Here is a 13596-nt window from a genome sequence, read left to right as displayed (position 1 = left end):
ACTCTACCCGTCCGGCACAGCTGTGGGGAACTGTGCCGGCAGGCGTTCGTGACGGGCTGTGCGACGACCGGCACAGGCCGCCGGGTCGCCGCCGCCGAGGCGGCCCGCACGCCCCAGCCGGCCCCCGCCTCGGGCGCGGTGAGAGTCGGGTGGGCGGGCATGGTTCCCACGGGGACACGGGCGTGGGGACGGAAGTGGAATTTAACTCGACGACGAGTAGAATAAGGGCAGTTGGCCGCGTGTCGGCGGAGACGCCGCAGCCCGGCCGTGCCCCTGATGGACTGAGGAAGTGACCTGAGCGTGACTGCTGACCAGAACCGTGCCGCCCTTTCCGAGGAGAAGCCGCTGCAGCGGATCGCCGACGAGATGACGCGCGGTTCGAAGCCCCGCAGCCGGTTCATGGCCTTCGTCGCCCTGACGAAGCCGCGGATCATCGAACTGCTGCTGGTGACGACCGCTCCGGTGATGTTCCTCGCCGCGCAGGGGATGCCGAGCCTGTGGCTCGTGCTCACGACGCTCATCGGCGGTTCGGCTGCCGCCGCCTCGGCGAATGTCTTCAACTGCTACCTCGACCGCGATATCGACGCGAAGATGCACCGGACGGAGAACCGTCCGCTCGTCACCGGTGAGGTCAGCGCGCGCGAGGCCCTCGTCTTCGCCTTCGCGCTCGGCATCGGATCGATCTTCTGGATGGGCGGCTTCACCAACTGGGTCGCCGCCGGTCTCACCGCCACCGCGATCCTCCTCTACGCCGTGTTCTACACGATCATGCTCAAGCGCCACACCACCCAGAACATCGTCTGGGGCGGTGCTGCCGGCTGCATGCCGGTGCTCATCGGCTGGTCGGCTGTCACCGGTTCGCTCAGCTGGGAGCCGTTCATCCTCTTCCTCGTCGTGTTCTTCTGGACGCCGCCGCACCACTGGCCGCTGGCCATCAAGTACAAGGCCGACTACGACGCCGCCGGCGTGCCGATGCTGCCGTCGAAGGTCCCGCCGACGAGCGTCGGCAAGCAGATCATCTGGTACGGCTGGGCGATGGTCGCAGCAAGCCTCGCGCTCATCCCGGTTGCGCCGATGGGCCCTATCTACATCACCGTCGCGGTGCTCTCGGGCGGCTGGTTCATGTACCAGTGCTACCGGCTCGTCTCCCGCGCCAAGAAGGGCTTCAGCGGCACCCAGCTGCGTGCCATGAAGGTCTTCCACGGATCGATCACCTACCTGTCGGTGCTGTTCCTCGCGGTGGCGGTCGACCCGTTCTTCAACCCGTTCTTCGGCTGAGCTGCGGCCAGCCGTTCTCTGCAGCCCGGCCCGGTGCCGGGCTGCAGTCGTCTCCGCCCGCCTGCGCCCGCTGGTGCGTCAGGGGTCTCGATATACTTGACGAGAATAACCGCAAGCGCCATTCTGCGGCGCCCTGAGATGAGCACAGGAGTGTCTGTGAGCGACGTGCACGCTGATCCCCACGGTGACCCGAATCCCTCTGCAGCACCGGACAGCGCCCCCGTTCCCGAGGCGGTCGCTGAGGCCGCGGCCGCGTCCGACCGGGTGCAGGTGGCCACCGAAGAGGAGCTGAAGTTCGCCCCCCACCCCAGCCAGCCGGTGCCCGAGCTGACAGGCGTCGCACACCAGGTGGACGGCGATGAGATGCTGCTCGATGCGGTGTACTTCGATTCTCCGGACTTCCAGCTCGCGCGGGCGAAGCTCACCCTGCGCCGGCGCACCGGAGGTGCCGATGCCGGCTGGCATCTCAAGCTGCCGGCCGGCAGCGCCCGCACGGAGATGCATGTCGAACTCAACGACGGCGATGAGCTGCGGGTGCCCAGTGAGCTGCTCGCCGTCATCCGCGAGGAGATCGGCTTCGTGCCGCTCATCCCCGTCGCCCGGCTCACGACGGAGCGCACCACCCGCCTGCTCGCTGCCGAAGCCGGCGGCCCGGCGGTCGCAGAGCTCTCCGATGACACCGTGACTGCCGCCCGCTTCGCCCGGCTGGGCGTCACCGCTGCCCGTTCCGAATGGCGCGAGCTCGAAGTCGAGCTGCTCAATGCAGGCACCGGTGGTGAACTCCTCGACGCGATCGCCGGTGCCTTCGCAGCCGCCGGCATCTCCCCATCGGCTGCGCCCTCGAAGCTCGCCCAGGCGCTCGGCACCGCACCGGAGCTCGCGGCAGCCCGCCGGCTCTCACGCAAGTCGCCGCTGGCCGAGACTGTGCTCGCAGCGATGGCCGAGCACATCGGCGTCCTGCAGCACCGCGAACAGGATGTCGCCGACAACGCCCCGGATGGGGTGCACAAGGCGCGGGTGGCCTCGCGCCGGCTGCGCAGCATCCTCAAGACCTTCGCCCCGCTGTTCGACGCCAGCTCCGTCGAACGGCTGCGCGGCGAGCTCAAGTGGTACGCCACGCGGCTGGGCTATGCCCGCGATGCCGAAGTGCAGCTCGAACGGCTGCCGCGGCTGCTGGCGGAGCTGCCGGATGAGGCGATCACAGAGCACGCAGCCGAGCACATGACGGATCAGCTGAGCGCCCACCACCGCGAATCGGTGGCCAATGTGCGCCGCACCCTGTCGACCGAGCGCTATGGGCGGCTGCTCGGCAGCCTCCTCGGATGGCTGCAGGATCCGCCCTTCGATCCGGCCTGGGACACCTCCCGGAGCACCGGCAAGGCGTATCCGGAGCTGCTGGAGAAGGCGATCCGGAAGGTCCGGCGGGAGCATCGGAAGGTGCGGGCCACCTCGGGTGCGGAGCAGCTGGAGCACCGGCACGAGGTGCGCAAGAAGGCCAAGGTCGTCCGCTATGTCTGCGAGGCGCTGGCCCTGGCGCTCGGACGCCCAGCCGAAGAGGCCGCAGCGCGGTGGGAGGCGGTCACCGAACACTACGGTGAGCTCAACGATGCCGCTGTCGCGCGGGAGTGGATCCAGCAGCTGGCGCGCCGGGCAGAGGCCGACGGCCAGTCGTCCTTCACCTACGGGGTGCTCTTCGGCACCCAGCTGCAGCACACGGAGGCCTCACTGAAGGAAGCCGACCGGGTGCTCAGGAAGGCACTCGAACAGAAGCTGTGACCTCGGCTCCCTCGCTCTGTGGGCCGTCGGCCATGTCCGCCTCGGCGAGGGCCGGCCGGCGGTAGAGGGAGTCGACGACGACTGTCGCTCCGGCGAGCATGAAGCAGGCGCCGAGCAGATGGGCGGCCACGAGCAGCTCCGGCAGACCGGTGAAGTACTGGATGTAGCCGATGAGGCCCTGGGCGAGCTCGATGATGAGGAGCACGCTGAGCGTGCGGGTCGGCTGTGCCAGGCCCTGCCGGCGGGCGAGCAGCAGAGCGGTGATCGTCGTCGCCACGAGCAGCCAGACCGGCAGCGCATGCATGCGGGAGATGACGACGGTGTCGAAGCCGTTGCGGGCGCTGAGCGCATCGCCGGCATGGGGCCCGGCTCCGGTGACGAGCACACCGAGGAGCACGACGAGCGATGTCAGCGCCGCGATCGCCCAACCCAGCCGGCGCAGCAGGGCCGTGCCGAGCGGCGCGATGGGCTTCCCGGCATCACCGGTGCGCCGCAGCATGTATGCGGAGATGATGACGGCGACGGCGGAGAACAGGAAGTGGCTGGCGACGATCCACGGATTCAGCTGCATGCGCACGCTGATGCCGCCGACGATGCCCTGGGCGACGACGAGCAGGCCGAGCCCGACGACCGGCAGGAACACATCCGGGCGGGTGCGGCGCATCCGCCACACTGCGATGAGGGCGACGAGGCAGTAGATGCCGAGGAAGATCGCCAGCACCCGGTTGCCGAACTCGATGTAGCCGTGGATGCCCATCGCCGGGGTGTTCGTCAGGGAGTCCTCGGTGCAGCGCGGCCATGTCGGGCAGCCGAGCCCGGAGCCGGTGAGCCGCACTGTGCCGCCGGTCATGATGATCCCCGACTGCGCCAGCAGCATGATCCACGCGACTGCGCGGGTGAAGCGATTGGGCTGGTGCGGCATGAGCCGGCTCATCACGCTGGGCTGCGCGATGCTCGGCGGTGGGGTTGTGGCGGTCATAGGCTGATTATCTCATCTGGCATCAAATGAGAAAAACCGCACCCCTGTGACAATACCCATAAGCGTCCAGCCGGCCATGACCGCTAGGGCGAGCGGATCGATGCCGCCGCTGAGCACCGCCGTGCGCATCGCCTCGCCGAGCGCCCCGGAGGGCAGCCACGACACGATCGCACCCCACATGCCGGGAGGTGCGAGCAGCAGCCCGCCGGCGGCGGCCATGAGCACCCACAGCAGATTCGCCAGCGCCAGCGTCGCCTCGGCACGGATCGTGCCGGCCATGACGAGCCCCCACACGAGGAACATCGCGGTGCCCAGCCCTGCGGTGAGCGCCAGGCTCAGGATGTGCACGCCGCCGCTGGCGCCGAGGATCCACGCGAGGATGCCGATGAGGGCGTACTGGATGACGACGACGGCGGCGACGGCGATGAACTTCCCGGCGATGAGACCGCGTACGCCCAGGGGAGTGGTGGCCAGCTGGCGCAGCACCCCATAACGGCGGTCGAAGGCAGTGGCGATCGCCTGCCCGGTGAAGGCGCTCGAGCCGAGCGCCAGGCTCAGCACGCCGGCGGTGGCGACATCGACGGCCGGCCGGCCGCCCAGATCGGCGCCGAGTGCTGAGAGGATCGGGGTGGTCGCCAAGCCGATGAGGATGATCGCCGGGAGGATGATGGAGACGAGCAGCTGCTCGCCGTTGCGCAGGATCGCGGCGATCTCGAAGCCCGTCTGGGCGAGCACCCGGGAGCCGGCCGGGGCGGCCCCGGTTCCTGCGGCCACGCCCGAGGCGGGGGCCGGCTGTGCGCTCGGCGCCGCCCCCGAGGCGGGGGTCCGGTCGACTTTGCTCACCGCAGGCTCCTTCCGGTCAGGTCGAGGAAGACGTCATTGAGGGTCCGGCCGGTGACGGCGAACTCCTCACAGCTGATCTCGTGTTCGGCGAGCAGCGCGGTGATCGCGGCAAGATCAGCCGGTGTCAGATCGCCGCGTAGGATGAGCGTGCTCGTCTCCGCCTCGCGCGCATCGACCGTGCCGAAGCGGTCGAGCCTCTCCCGCACCGCTGCCGGCAGGGGTGAGCCGGTGACGATGCGCAGCATCCGGTTCCCGCCGCCGTTCATGAGCCGGCGGGGTGTGCCGGCGGCGATGACCCGGCCGTGGTCGATGACGGTGACCTCATCGGCCAGCTGCTGCGCATCGTCCATATCGTGCGTGGTGAGGACGATGCAGGCGCCGGCGCTGCGCTGCTCGGCGATGACCTCGTGGACGACGAGCGCGGCCTGCGGGTCGAGGCCGGCAGTCGGCTCATCGAGAAACAGCAGCCGCGGCCGGCCGATGAGTGCGGCCGCCAGTCCGACACGCTGCCGCTGACCGCCGGAGAGGCGGCGGATCGAGCGGTCGGCAAAGGAGGTGATGCCGAGCCGCTCAGCCAGCGCAGTGACATCGAGCGGGGAAGCATAGAGGCGCGCGAGATGCCGCAGCACGGCCAGGGGACGGGCGGCCATCGGCAGCCCGCCGTCCTGGAGCATCACCCCGGTGCGCCCGGCGGTGAAGGTGTGTTCGGACACCGGATCGCGGCCGAAGATGCGCACGCTGCCGGCCTCCGGGCGGTGCAGGCCGACCGCGCAGGCGATCGTCGTCGATTTGCCTGCGCCATTGGGGCCGAGGATCGCGTGCACCGTGCCGGGAGCGGCATGCAGGGAGACGTCATCGACGGCACGCCGGCCGGCACGATACGAGAAGGCCAGGCCGTCGATCTGCAGCGGAAGCGCAGCGGCAGGTGAGGCAGACACGCGTACCATCGTAGCTGTGCCCCGGGCGCGACACTTTAGGGTGCCCTTTCTTTACACGGAACAATTTAGCTCACAATACTGTTGTGTAATGCAGTGTCATTGGTGCCGTCGGTGGGAAGCGGGGTGAAGAACATGGCTGCTCAGCATGCTCCACAGCGCAAGTCGCGCGCACACGAGGACGTCAAGACCCGGCATCGGGTGTTGGCCGCTGTCCTCGACCAGGGGCCCGTCAGCGCCTCGGCGGTGGCGAAGTCCATGGACCTCACGGCAGCCGCGATCCGCCGGCACCTCGACGCCCTGGCTGCAGACGGCCTCGTCGAGGTCCGCGATCTGGCAGGCTCGAAGCTCGGCCGCGGCCGCCCGGCACGCCAGTACGTGGTGACCGCCGAAGGCCATGCCGAGATCAGTCACAGCTACGACGACCTCGCCGTCGACGTCCTCGACTTCCTCGCCCGCAAGGACGGTCGCGAGGCCGTCGCGGAGTTCGCCGCCGAGTACGTCGAGGGTCTGCGCGCCCGGCTGCGTGCGCGTCTTGCGCAGTCAGCGGAGACGATTCCCAGCCGTTCGCGCGAACTCGCCCAGGCGCTCTCAGCGGAGGGCTTCGCCGCCTCGGCAACCCCCGTAGCCGTTGGCACGCCGCTGGAGGCGATGCAGCTGTGCCAGGGTCACTGCCCGATTCAGAACGTCGCCGAGGAGTATCCCGAGTTCTGCGAACAGGAGCTCGAGATGTTCTCGGACTACCTCGGGGTCGACGTGCGCCGGCTGTCGACGCTCGCCGGCGGCGCCCACGTCTGCACGACCCATATCCCAACGTCTGTCGTCAACCGTCCGTTGATCGACCAGAATGACCGCACACAAGGAGGCTCAAGGTGACTGACACCACCGAGACCAATCCGATTCTTGAAGCCAATCCCGAGCTTCACGACATCGGCAACTACGCCTACGGCTGGCACGACGAGACCGATGCAGGCGCGACCGCCGAGCGCGGTCTGAACGAAGACGTCGTGCGCCGAATCTCAGAGCTGAAGGAGGAGCCGGAGTGGATGCTCAACCGCCGGCTCAAGGCTCTGCGCCTGTTCGAGAAGAAGCCGATGCCCAACTGGGGTGCCGATCTCAGCGAGATCGACTTCGACGAGATCAAGTACTTCGTCCGCTCGACCGAAGGCCAGGTGCAGTCCTGGGAGGACCTGCCCGAGGACATCAAGAACACCTACGACCGCCTCGGCATCCCGGAAGCGGAGAAGCAGCGCCTCGTCGCCGGTGTGGCCGCACAGTACGAGTCCGAGGTCGTCTACCACCGCATCAACGAAGAGCTCGAGCGCCAGGGTGTCATCTTCCTCGACACCGACACTGCGCTGAAGGAGCACCCGGAGCTGTTCGAAGAGTATTTCGGCACCGTCATCCCCGCCGGTGACAACAAATTCTCCGCGCTCAACACCGCAGTGTGGTCCGGCGGATCGTTCATCTACGTGCCCAAGGGCGTCCATGTCGAGATCCCGCTGCAGGCCTACTTCCGCATCAACACCGAGAACATGGGCCAGTTCGAGCGCACCCTCATCATCGCCGACGAAGGCTCCTATGTGCACTACGTCGAAGGCTGCACCGCCCCGATCTACAAGTCCGATTCGCTGCACTCGGCTGTCGTCGAGATCATCGCGAAGAAGGACGCCCGCGTGCGCTACACGACGATCCAGAACTGGTCGAACAATGTGTACAACCTCGTGACGAAGCGTGCGATCGCCGAAGAGGGCGCGACGATGGAATGGGTCGACGGCAACATCGGCTCGAAGGTCACCATGAAGTACCCGGCCATCTGGCTCACCGGCCCGCACGCGAAGGGCGAGACCCTGTCCGTCGCCTTCGCCGGCGGCGGCCAGCACCAGGACACCGGCGCGAAGATGGTCCACGCCGCACCGCACACCCAGTCCTCGATCGTGTCGAAGTCCGTGGCCCGCAACGGCGGACGTGCCGGCTACCGCGGCCTCGTCCACATCCATCCGAAGGCCAAGGGATCGTCGAACACCGTGCTGTGCGATGCGCTGCTCGTCGACAATATCTCGCGTTCGGACACCTACCCCTACATCGACATCCGCGAAGACGATGTGTCGCTCGGCCACGAGGCCACCGTCTCCAAGGTCAGCGAGGATCAGCTGTTCTACCTCATGAGCCGCGGCCTCGACGAGACCGAGGCGATGGCGATGATCGTGCGCGGCTTCGTCGAGCCGATCGCCCGTGAGCTGCCGATGGAGTACGCCCTCGAGCTCAATCGACTCATCGAGCTGCAGATGGAGGGTGCGGTCGGCTGATCACCCCGCCGTCCCCATCCAGGCACCCACGTCTCACACAGGAGAGAGAACTACATGTCCCAGACTCTTGAGAACCCGAGCGAGGTTCAGGTTCCGGCGGCCTCCCGCAGCGAACGGATCCGCAGCTTCTCAGTCGCCGACTTCCCGCAGGTCACCGGACGGGAAGAGGAATGGCGCTTCACTCCGGTGCGCAAACTGTCCGACCTCATGGAGGATGCCGGCACGGGCGAGAAGCTGGCGCTGCAGCAGGATCTGCCGGCCGGCGTCAGCTGCGAGGCCATCGACGCTGCCGCTGCCCAGCAGCTCGGCGCGCTGACCCCGGAGGACCGCCCGGCAGCGATCGCCGCCAACCAGGCACCCGGCGTGCTCCACTACGATGTGCCCGCCGGCACCGAGCTCGACGCCCCGGTCATCATCCACGCCGACGGCGTCGACGGCCAGACCGTCCACGGCCAGGTCCTCGTCACCATCGGCACGAACGCCAAGGCCACCATCGTCGTCGAGCACGAGGGGCGGGCCCGCTACAGCGAGCATGTCTCGATCCTCGTCGGCGCGGGCGCAGAGGTCACCTTCGCCACCATCCAGCTGTGGGAGGACGGCTCGGTCCACCTCGGCCAGCATGATGCGCTCGTCGGCAAGGACGCGCAGTTCAAGCACATCGCGATCTCGCTCGGCGGCGATATTGTGCGCCTGAACTCCAATGTCCGCTATGACGGTCCCGGCGGCGAGGCCGAGCTGCTCGGCCTGTACTTCGCCGATGCCGGTCAGCACCTGGAGCACCGCACCTACATCGACCACAACACGCCCAAGGCCACCTCGAACGTCCTGTACAAGGGCGCTCTGCAGGGCACCGACGCGCGCAGCGTGTGGATCGGCGATGTGCTCATCCGCCCCGAGGCGCTCGGCATCGACACCTATGAGCTCAACCGCAACCTCATCCTCACCGCGGGTGCGCGTGCGGACTCGGTGCCGAACCTGGAGATCGAGACCGGTGAGATCGAAGGCGCCGGCCACGCATCCTCGACCGGCCGCTTCGATGAGGAGCACCTGTTCTACCTCATGAGCCGCGGCATCCCCGAGGTCGTCGCCCGCCGCCTCGTGGTGCGCGGATTCTTCAACGAGGTCATCCAGCAGATCCGCGTGCCGGAGATCGAGGACGTCCTCAACGAGCAGATCGAAGAAGAGCTCTCCAGGAGCATGCTGTGAGCCTGCACGAAGCCTGCCCGGCAAGCGCCGTCCCCGCCGGCTCTGCGCTGCGGGTCGTCGTCGACGAGCGCGAGATCTGCATCGCCCGCACCGATGACGGCACCGTGCATGCGATCGACGATCTGTGCACCCACGGCGAGGTGTCGCTGGCCGATGGAGAAGTCGAGAACTGCTCGATCGAATGCTGGCTGCACGGCTCGGCGTTCTCGCTCACCACGGGTGAGCCGCTGTCCCCGCCGGCCTTCGAACCGGTCGCCGTCTATCCGTGCGAAGAGCGCGACGGCGTCGTCTACGTCGATACCACGCCGGTTTCCTGATCTTCACCGAACGAACAACACCGAAGGACTGAATAATGGCAACTCTTTCCATCCGCGACCTGCACGTCAGCGTCCAGACCGATACCGAATCCAAGGAGATCCTCAAGGGCGTCGACCTGGAGATCAACTCCCGGGAGACCCACGCCATCATGGGCCCCAACGGCTCCGGCAAGTCGACTCTGGCCTACGCCCTGGCCGGCCACCCGAAGTACGAGATCACCTCGGGCACCGTCACCCTCGACGGTGAGGACATCACCGAGATGAGCCCGGACGAGCGCGCCCGTGCCGGCCTGTTCCTCGCCATGCAGTACCCGGTCGAGGTCCCCGGCGTGACCGTGACGAATTTCCTGCGCTCGGCCAAGACGGCCATCGACGGCGAGGCCCCGAAGCTGCGCAGCTGGACCAAGGAGCTCTCGACGGCGATGCAGGAGCTGCGGGTCGACCCGGCCTTCGCCTCCCGCAACGTCAACGAAGGCTTCTCCGGCGGTGAGAAGAAGCGCCACGAGATCCTCCAGATGGAGATGCTCAAGCCGCGCTTCGCGATCCTCGACGAGACCGACTCCGGCCTCGACGTCGACGCCCTGCGCATCGTCTCCGAAGGCGTCAACCGCGCCCGCGAGAAGACCGATGTTGGCATCATGCTCATCACCCACTACACCCGCATCCTGCAGTACATCCGCCCGGACCGCGTCCACGTCCTCTACAAGGGCCGCGTCGCCGAGTCCGGCGGTCCGGAGCTGGCCGAGCGCCTTGAGAACGAGGGCTACGACCGCCTGGCCCTGCAGGACGCCTGATCGACAGGCGCACTGCCGTGCTCAGCTCTGCTGATATCGACCGCATCCGCAAGGACTTCCCGATCCTCGATCGGGAAGTCGGCGGAGGGCGGTTGGTGTATCTCGACTCCGGTGCCACCGCGCAGAAGCCGCACCAGGTCATCGACGCGATCGATGAGTTCTACCAGCGGCGCAATGCCGCGGTGCACCGGGGTGCGCATCAGCTGGCCGTCGACGCCACCGATGCGTTCGAGGCCGGGCGCGAGGCGGTGGCCGCCTTCGTCGGCGCGGACCCGTCCGAGGTGTGCTGGACGAAGAACGCCACTGAGGCGCTCAATGTCGTCGCCCTCGGCATGGCACATGCCTCCGCCGGGCTCGGGGGAGCAGAGGCCCAGCGGTTCCGCCTCGGTCCCGGCGATTCGATCGTCGTGACCGAGATGGAGCACCACGCCAACCTCATCCCTTGGCAGCAGGCCGCAGCGCTGACGGGAGCGCAGCTGCGCTGGCTGCCGCTGAGCGACGACGGCCAGCTCGACCTCAGTGAGCTCGACGCGATCGTCGATGAGACGACGAAGGTGCTGGCCTTCACGCATGTGTCGAATGTGCTCGGCACCATCAACCCGGTCGACCGGCTCGTCGACCGGGCCCGCGCTGTCGGCGCCTACACGGTGCTTGATGCCTGCCAGTCGGTGCCGCACGTGCCCGTTGACCTGCACGGTCTCGACGTCGACTTCGCGGCGTTCTCCGGGCACAAGATGCTCGGGCCCACCGGCATCGGCGTCCTCTACGGCCGTTCGGAGTTGCTCAATGCACTGCCGCCGGTGCTCACCGGCGGCTCGATGATCACCACCGTCGACATGGAATCAGCCCAGTTCATGCCGGCCCCGCAGCGCTTCGAAGCAGGCACCCAGCCGATCGCAGAGGTCGTCGGCCTGCACGCGGCCGTCGACTACCTCGGCTACTACGGGATGGCTGAGCTGGCCGCGCACGAGGCGCAGATCGCTGAGCGGCTCATCGACGGCATCGCGCAGATCCCGGGAATCCGGCGCATCGGACCGCGGGCCGACGAGGCCAGCATCGCCGCCGTGTCATTCGATGTCGACGGTGTCCACGCCCACGACGTCGGCCAGGTGCTCGACAGCCGCGGCATCGCGGTGCGCGTCGGCCACCACTGCGCCCAGCCGCTGCACCGCCGGTACGGCCTGACCGCCACCACCCGGGCCAGCGCCTCGGTGTTCACCACAGCTGAGGACTGCGACGCCTTTCTCGCCGCGCTGGCAGAAGTCCGTCCGTTCTTCGGGCTGTCCTGAGACAGGAGATGAGGGCATCATGAGCGATCTGCAGCAGCTGTACCAAGCGGTCATCCTCGACCACGCCAAGCGCCGCTGCGGCAACCTGCCGCTCACCGGCGCACCCGAGGACGGCTCAGTGCTCTTCGGGTCATCGCATCAGGTCAACCCGACCTGCGGCGATGAGATCACCGTCGAAGTGCTCTACGACCCAGCCGCAGGGTCCCTGCACATGCGCTGGGACGGCGCCGGCTGCTCGATCTCGATGGCCTCGGCCTCGGTGCTGGCAGAGATGGCCGAAGAGCTGAGCCCGGATGCCTTCGCCGAGGTGGAGGCCGGCTTCCACGAGCTCATGCACTCCCGCGGCCGGGGGCACGCCGATGAGGAGCTCCTCGGCGATGCCGCCGCGTTCGAAGGAGTCTCGAAGTTTCCTGCGCGCATCAAGTGTGCGCTGCTGGCCTGGATGGCATTCAAGGATGCCTTCGTCCAGGCGCAGGCGGCCGCAGACAACCGCTGACCATTAGGCTTGAGGTGCGAGGAGGAGACCATGCCTGAAGTCATCGACCAACCGACCAATGCAACACCCGAAGAGGTCGTCGACGCCCTCATGGACGTCGTCGACCCCGAACTCGGCGTCAATATCGTCGACCTCGGACTCGTCTACGGCGCGTCCGTCGAGGACGACGGCACCGCCGTCATCGAGATGACCCTCACCTCGGCGGCCTGCCCGCTGACCGATGTCATCGAAGACCAGTGCGCCCAGCAGCTCGAGGGCATTGTGCCGGCCTACCGCATCAACTGGGTGTGGATGCCGCCGTGGGGTCCCGAGCGCATCACCGAGGACGGCAAGGAGCAGATGCGCGCCCTCGGTTTCAACATCTGAGCTTCGGGATAGGCCCTCTGATCTTCATATTTACAGGTCAGAGGGCCTTATTCTGTGCCCGCGCAGGGCGTCCCGAGGTCGGGTCGCGCCGTCTTCGAGATCCCTCCGTCGAGCGAACTTACTGCTCTTTCCGCAGATCTGGCATGGCCATCCCGCAAATTCGGGTGATTCAGGGTGTTCACCGCGACTCGCGTGCAGGCGCGCCGTAGCTCCATTTCTTGGGTAGCTGGGGCATGTCTCCTTATTTACGGAGCGACGCCAAGATCGCGCTCATCACGACAGCGGCTCGATACGTGATTGCGAGCTTGTCATTCCGAGTCGCTAACCCCTCCACTGCTTGACGTAGGCAAACGAACGCTCGACGACGTTGCGGTTCCGATACGCAGCGGCATCGAAGACCGGCGGCCACCCACCCATGCTGCTGCGCTTCTTTCGAGTCGCGATCTCCTCCTTCTTCTTCGGGATCGCAGCCCGGATGTCGCGCGAACGCACGTATTCGCGGTTGGCTTTGGCCCCATAAGCACGATCAGCCACGACGGCGTTCGGACAAGTGCGAGCACGACCACCACCAGCCCGCGGAACCCGAATATCAGCCGGCACCTGCGGCAGAATCATGGATCGACCCGAGTTCGGTGGAGAGTTCATAGGGGTACGTCGGCTCCGATGAGCCGGCTGGTTTAAACGTAGTAGAGGGCCACTGACCGAAGCCGGCAGAAACTAACACAAGAGGGGTCAAAACTCAGCCATCGTCAGCCGCAACACCGACAGCGGAGTAGAGCCCACCGCAATTGAACAGCGCATGGCTAGTGAGCTGGCCTGTCTTCGAAACGCAGCTCGGTGTCTCGGGCAGGGATTCTTAGCCCTGAGCTCCGAGCAAGCAGATGCGATTCAATCTCTTCTAATCCTTGATCCACCGATCTGCTTGATGTCCGGGGGTTCATTCGGATTCGAGCGCGGACGCGATGAGTGGGCAGGAGGTAGTGTCCCGGCCTCTCACCGGTCTCTTCC

At 67.2% G+C, this 13596-nt stretch carries 14 protein-coding genes; 10 read left to right on the top strand and 4 right to left on the bottom strand.

Annotation, left to right across the window (positions count from 1 at the left end):
• Positions 1 to 366 precede the first annotated feature (366 nt).
• Both ACFFN1_RS09865 and ACFFN1_RS09860 read left to right on the top strand, forming a co-directional pair.
• Positions 367 to 1278, top strand: coding sequence for a heme o synthase (locus tag ACFFN1_RS09865; protein ID WP_376840703.1), 912 nt, complete (start codon positions 367 to 369; stop codon positions 1276 to 1278).
• Between the two features lie 156 nt (positions 1279 to 1434).
• Complete coding sequence (locus ACFFN1_RS09860) at positions 1435 to 3054, top strand: CYTH and CHAD domain-containing protein (RefSeq protein WP_376840560.1); 1620 nt, start codon at positions 1435 to 1437, stop codon at positions 3052 to 3054.
• Here ACFFN1_RS09860 and ACFFN1_RS09855 read toward each other — a convergent pair.
• The 3 genes from ACFFN1_RS09855 to ACFFN1_RS09845 are packed head-to-tail and all read right to left on the bottom strand — an operon-like array spanning position 3026 to position 5823.
• The gene (locus tag ACFFN1_RS09855; protein ID WP_376840558.1) at positions 3026 to 4033 is read right to left on the bottom strand and encodes a COX15/CtaA family protein; all 1008 of its coding nucleotides are present in this window, start codon (positions 4031 to 4033) and stop codon (positions 3026 to 3028) included. The genes ACFFN1_RS09860 and ACFFN1_RS09855 overlap by 29 nt on opposite strands.
• A gap of 12 nt (positions 4034 to 4045) precedes the next feature.
• Positions 4046 to 4876 (bottom strand): ABC-2 transporter permease, encoded by an 831-nt coding sequence (locus ACFFN1_RS09850; RefSeq protein ID WP_376840556.1) that lies wholly within the window; start codon positions 4874 to 4876, stop codon positions 4046 to 4048.
• Positions 4873 to 5823, bottom strand: coding sequence for an ABC transporter ATP-binding protein (locus ACFFN1_RS09845; protein ID WP_376840554.1), 951 nt, complete (start codon positions 5821 to 5823; stop codon positions 4873 to 4875). Before ACFFN1_RS09845 ends, ACFFN1_RS09850 begins: the two co-directional genes overlap by 4 nt.
• A gap of 123 nt (positions 5824 to 5946) precedes the next feature.
• Between ACFFN1_RS09845 and ACFFN1_RS09840 the strand changes: the two genes are divergently transcribed.
• The 8 genes from ACFFN1_RS09840 to ACFFN1_RS09805 are packed head-to-tail and all read left to right on the top strand — an operon-like array spanning position 5947 to position 12588.
• Positions 5947 to 6687 (top strand): helix-turn-helix transcriptional regulator, encoded by a 741-nt coding sequence (locus tag ACFFN1_RS09840; protein ID WP_376840552.1) that lies wholly within the window; start codon positions 5947 to 5949, stop codon positions 6685 to 6687.
• The gene (gene sufB, locus ACFFN1_RS09835; protein ID WP_376840551.1) at positions 6684 to 8120 is read left to right on the top strand and encodes a Fe-S cluster assembly protein SufB; all 1437 of its coding nucleotides are present in this window, start codon (positions 6684 to 6686) and stop codon (positions 8118 to 8120) included. The genes ACFFN1_RS09840 and sufB overlap by 4 nt, the downstream gene beginning before the upstream one ends.
• A 54-nt stretch (positions 8121 to 8174) precedes the next feature.
• Positions 8175 to 9326 (top strand): Fe-S cluster assembly protein SufD, encoded by a 1152-nt coding sequence (gene sufD / locus ACFFN1_RS09830; RefSeq protein WP_376840550.1) that lies wholly within the window; start codon positions 8175 to 8177, stop codon positions 9324 to 9326.
• Complete coding sequence (locus ACFFN1_RS09825; RefSeq protein WP_376840548.1) at positions 9323 to 9643, top strand: non-heme iron oxygenase ferredoxin subunit; 321 nt, start codon at positions 9323 to 9325, stop codon at positions 9641 to 9643. The genes sufD and ACFFN1_RS09825 overlap by 4 nt, the downstream gene beginning before the upstream one ends.
• Before the next feature lie 35 nt (positions 9644 to 9678).
• Positions 9679 to 10437: a Fe-S cluster assembly ATPase SufC gene (gene sufC / locus ACFFN1_RS09820; protein WP_376840547.1), complete on the top strand. Its 759-nt coding sequence runs from the start codon at positions 9679 to 9681 to the stop codon at positions 10435 to 10437.
• A 17-nt stretch (positions 10438 to 10454) separates the two neighbouring features.
• Positions 10455 to 11726, top strand: a complete 1272-nt coding sequence (locus ACFFN1_RS09815) for a SufS family cysteine desulfurase (protein WP_376840546.1) — start codon at positions 10455 to 10457, stop codon at positions 11724 to 11726.
• Positions 11727 to 11745: 19 nt separating this feature from the next.
• Entirely contained in the window at positions 11746 to 12222 is a 477-nt protein-coding gene (sufU, locus tag ACFFN1_RS09810; protein WP_376840545.1) for a Fe-S cluster assembly sulfur transfer protein SufU, read from the top strand.
• Between the two features lie 30 nt (positions 12223 to 12252).
• On the top strand, positions 12253 to 12588 hold the full coding sequence (locus ACFFN1_RS09805) for a metal-sulfur cluster assembly factor (protein ID WP_376840543.1): 336 nt from the start codon (positions 12253 to 12255) through the stop codon (positions 12586 to 12588).
• Between the two features lie 321 nt (positions 12589 to 12909).
• On the opposite strand, the gene ACFFN1_RS09800 is transcribed toward ACFFN1_RS09805, so the two are convergent.
• Positions 12910 to 13203, bottom strand: a complete 294-nt coding sequence (locus ACFFN1_RS09800; protein ID WP_376840542.1) for a transposase — start codon at positions 13201 to 13203, stop codon at positions 12910 to 12912.
• Positions 13204 to 13596: the final 393 nt, after the last annotated feature.

The organism is Brevibacterium otitidis (genome assembly GCF_042429315.1).
In the GTDB taxonomy this organism is placed as follows: Bacteria; Actinomycetota; Actinomycetes; order Actinomycetales; family Brevibacteriaceae; genus Brevibacterium; species Brevibacterium otitidis.
The sequence above is the reverse complement of the archived record's forward strand: the minus strand, read 5'-3'. Positions and strand labels throughout refer to the sequence as shown.

Bases quoted from the DNA above. Each gene is read 5' to 3' on its own strand.
- ACFFN1_RS09865 (WP_376840703.1), top strand. From the start codon at position 367: ATGACGCGCGGTTCGAAGCCCCGCAGCCGGTTCATGGCCTTCGTCGCC.
- ACFFN1_RS09855 (WP_376840558.1), bottom strand. From the start codon at position 4,033: ATGACCGCCACAACCCCACCGCCGAGCATCGCGCAGCCCAGCGTGATG.
- ACFFN1_RS09845 (WP_376840554.1), bottom strand. From the start codon at position 5,823: ATGGTACGCGTGTCTGCCTCACCTGCCGCTGCGCTTCCGCTGCAGATC.
- ACFFN1_RS09840 (WP_376840552.1), top strand. From the start codon at position 5,947: ATGGCTGCTCAGCATGCTCCACAGCGCAAGTCGCGCGCACACGAGGAC.
- sufD (WP_376840550.1), top strand. From the start codon at position 8,175: ATGTCCCAGACTCTTGAGAACCCGAGCGAGGTTCAGGTTCCGGCGGCC.
- sufC (WP_376840547.1), top strand. From the start codon at position 9,679: ATGGCAACTCTTTCCATCCGCGACCTGCACGTCAGCGTCCAGACCGAT.
- sufU (WP_376840545.1), top strand. From the start codon at position 11,746: ATGAGCGATCTGCAGCAGCTGTACCAAGCGGTCATCCTCGACCACGCC.
- ACFFN1_RS09805 (WP_376840543.1), top strand. From the start codon at position 12,253: ATGCCTGAAGTCATCGACCAACCGACCAATGCAACACCCGAAGAGGTC.
- ACFFN1_RS09800 (WP_376840542.1), bottom strand. From the start codon at position 13,203: ATGATTCTGCCGCAGGTGCCGGCTGATATTCGGGTTCCGCGGGCTGGT.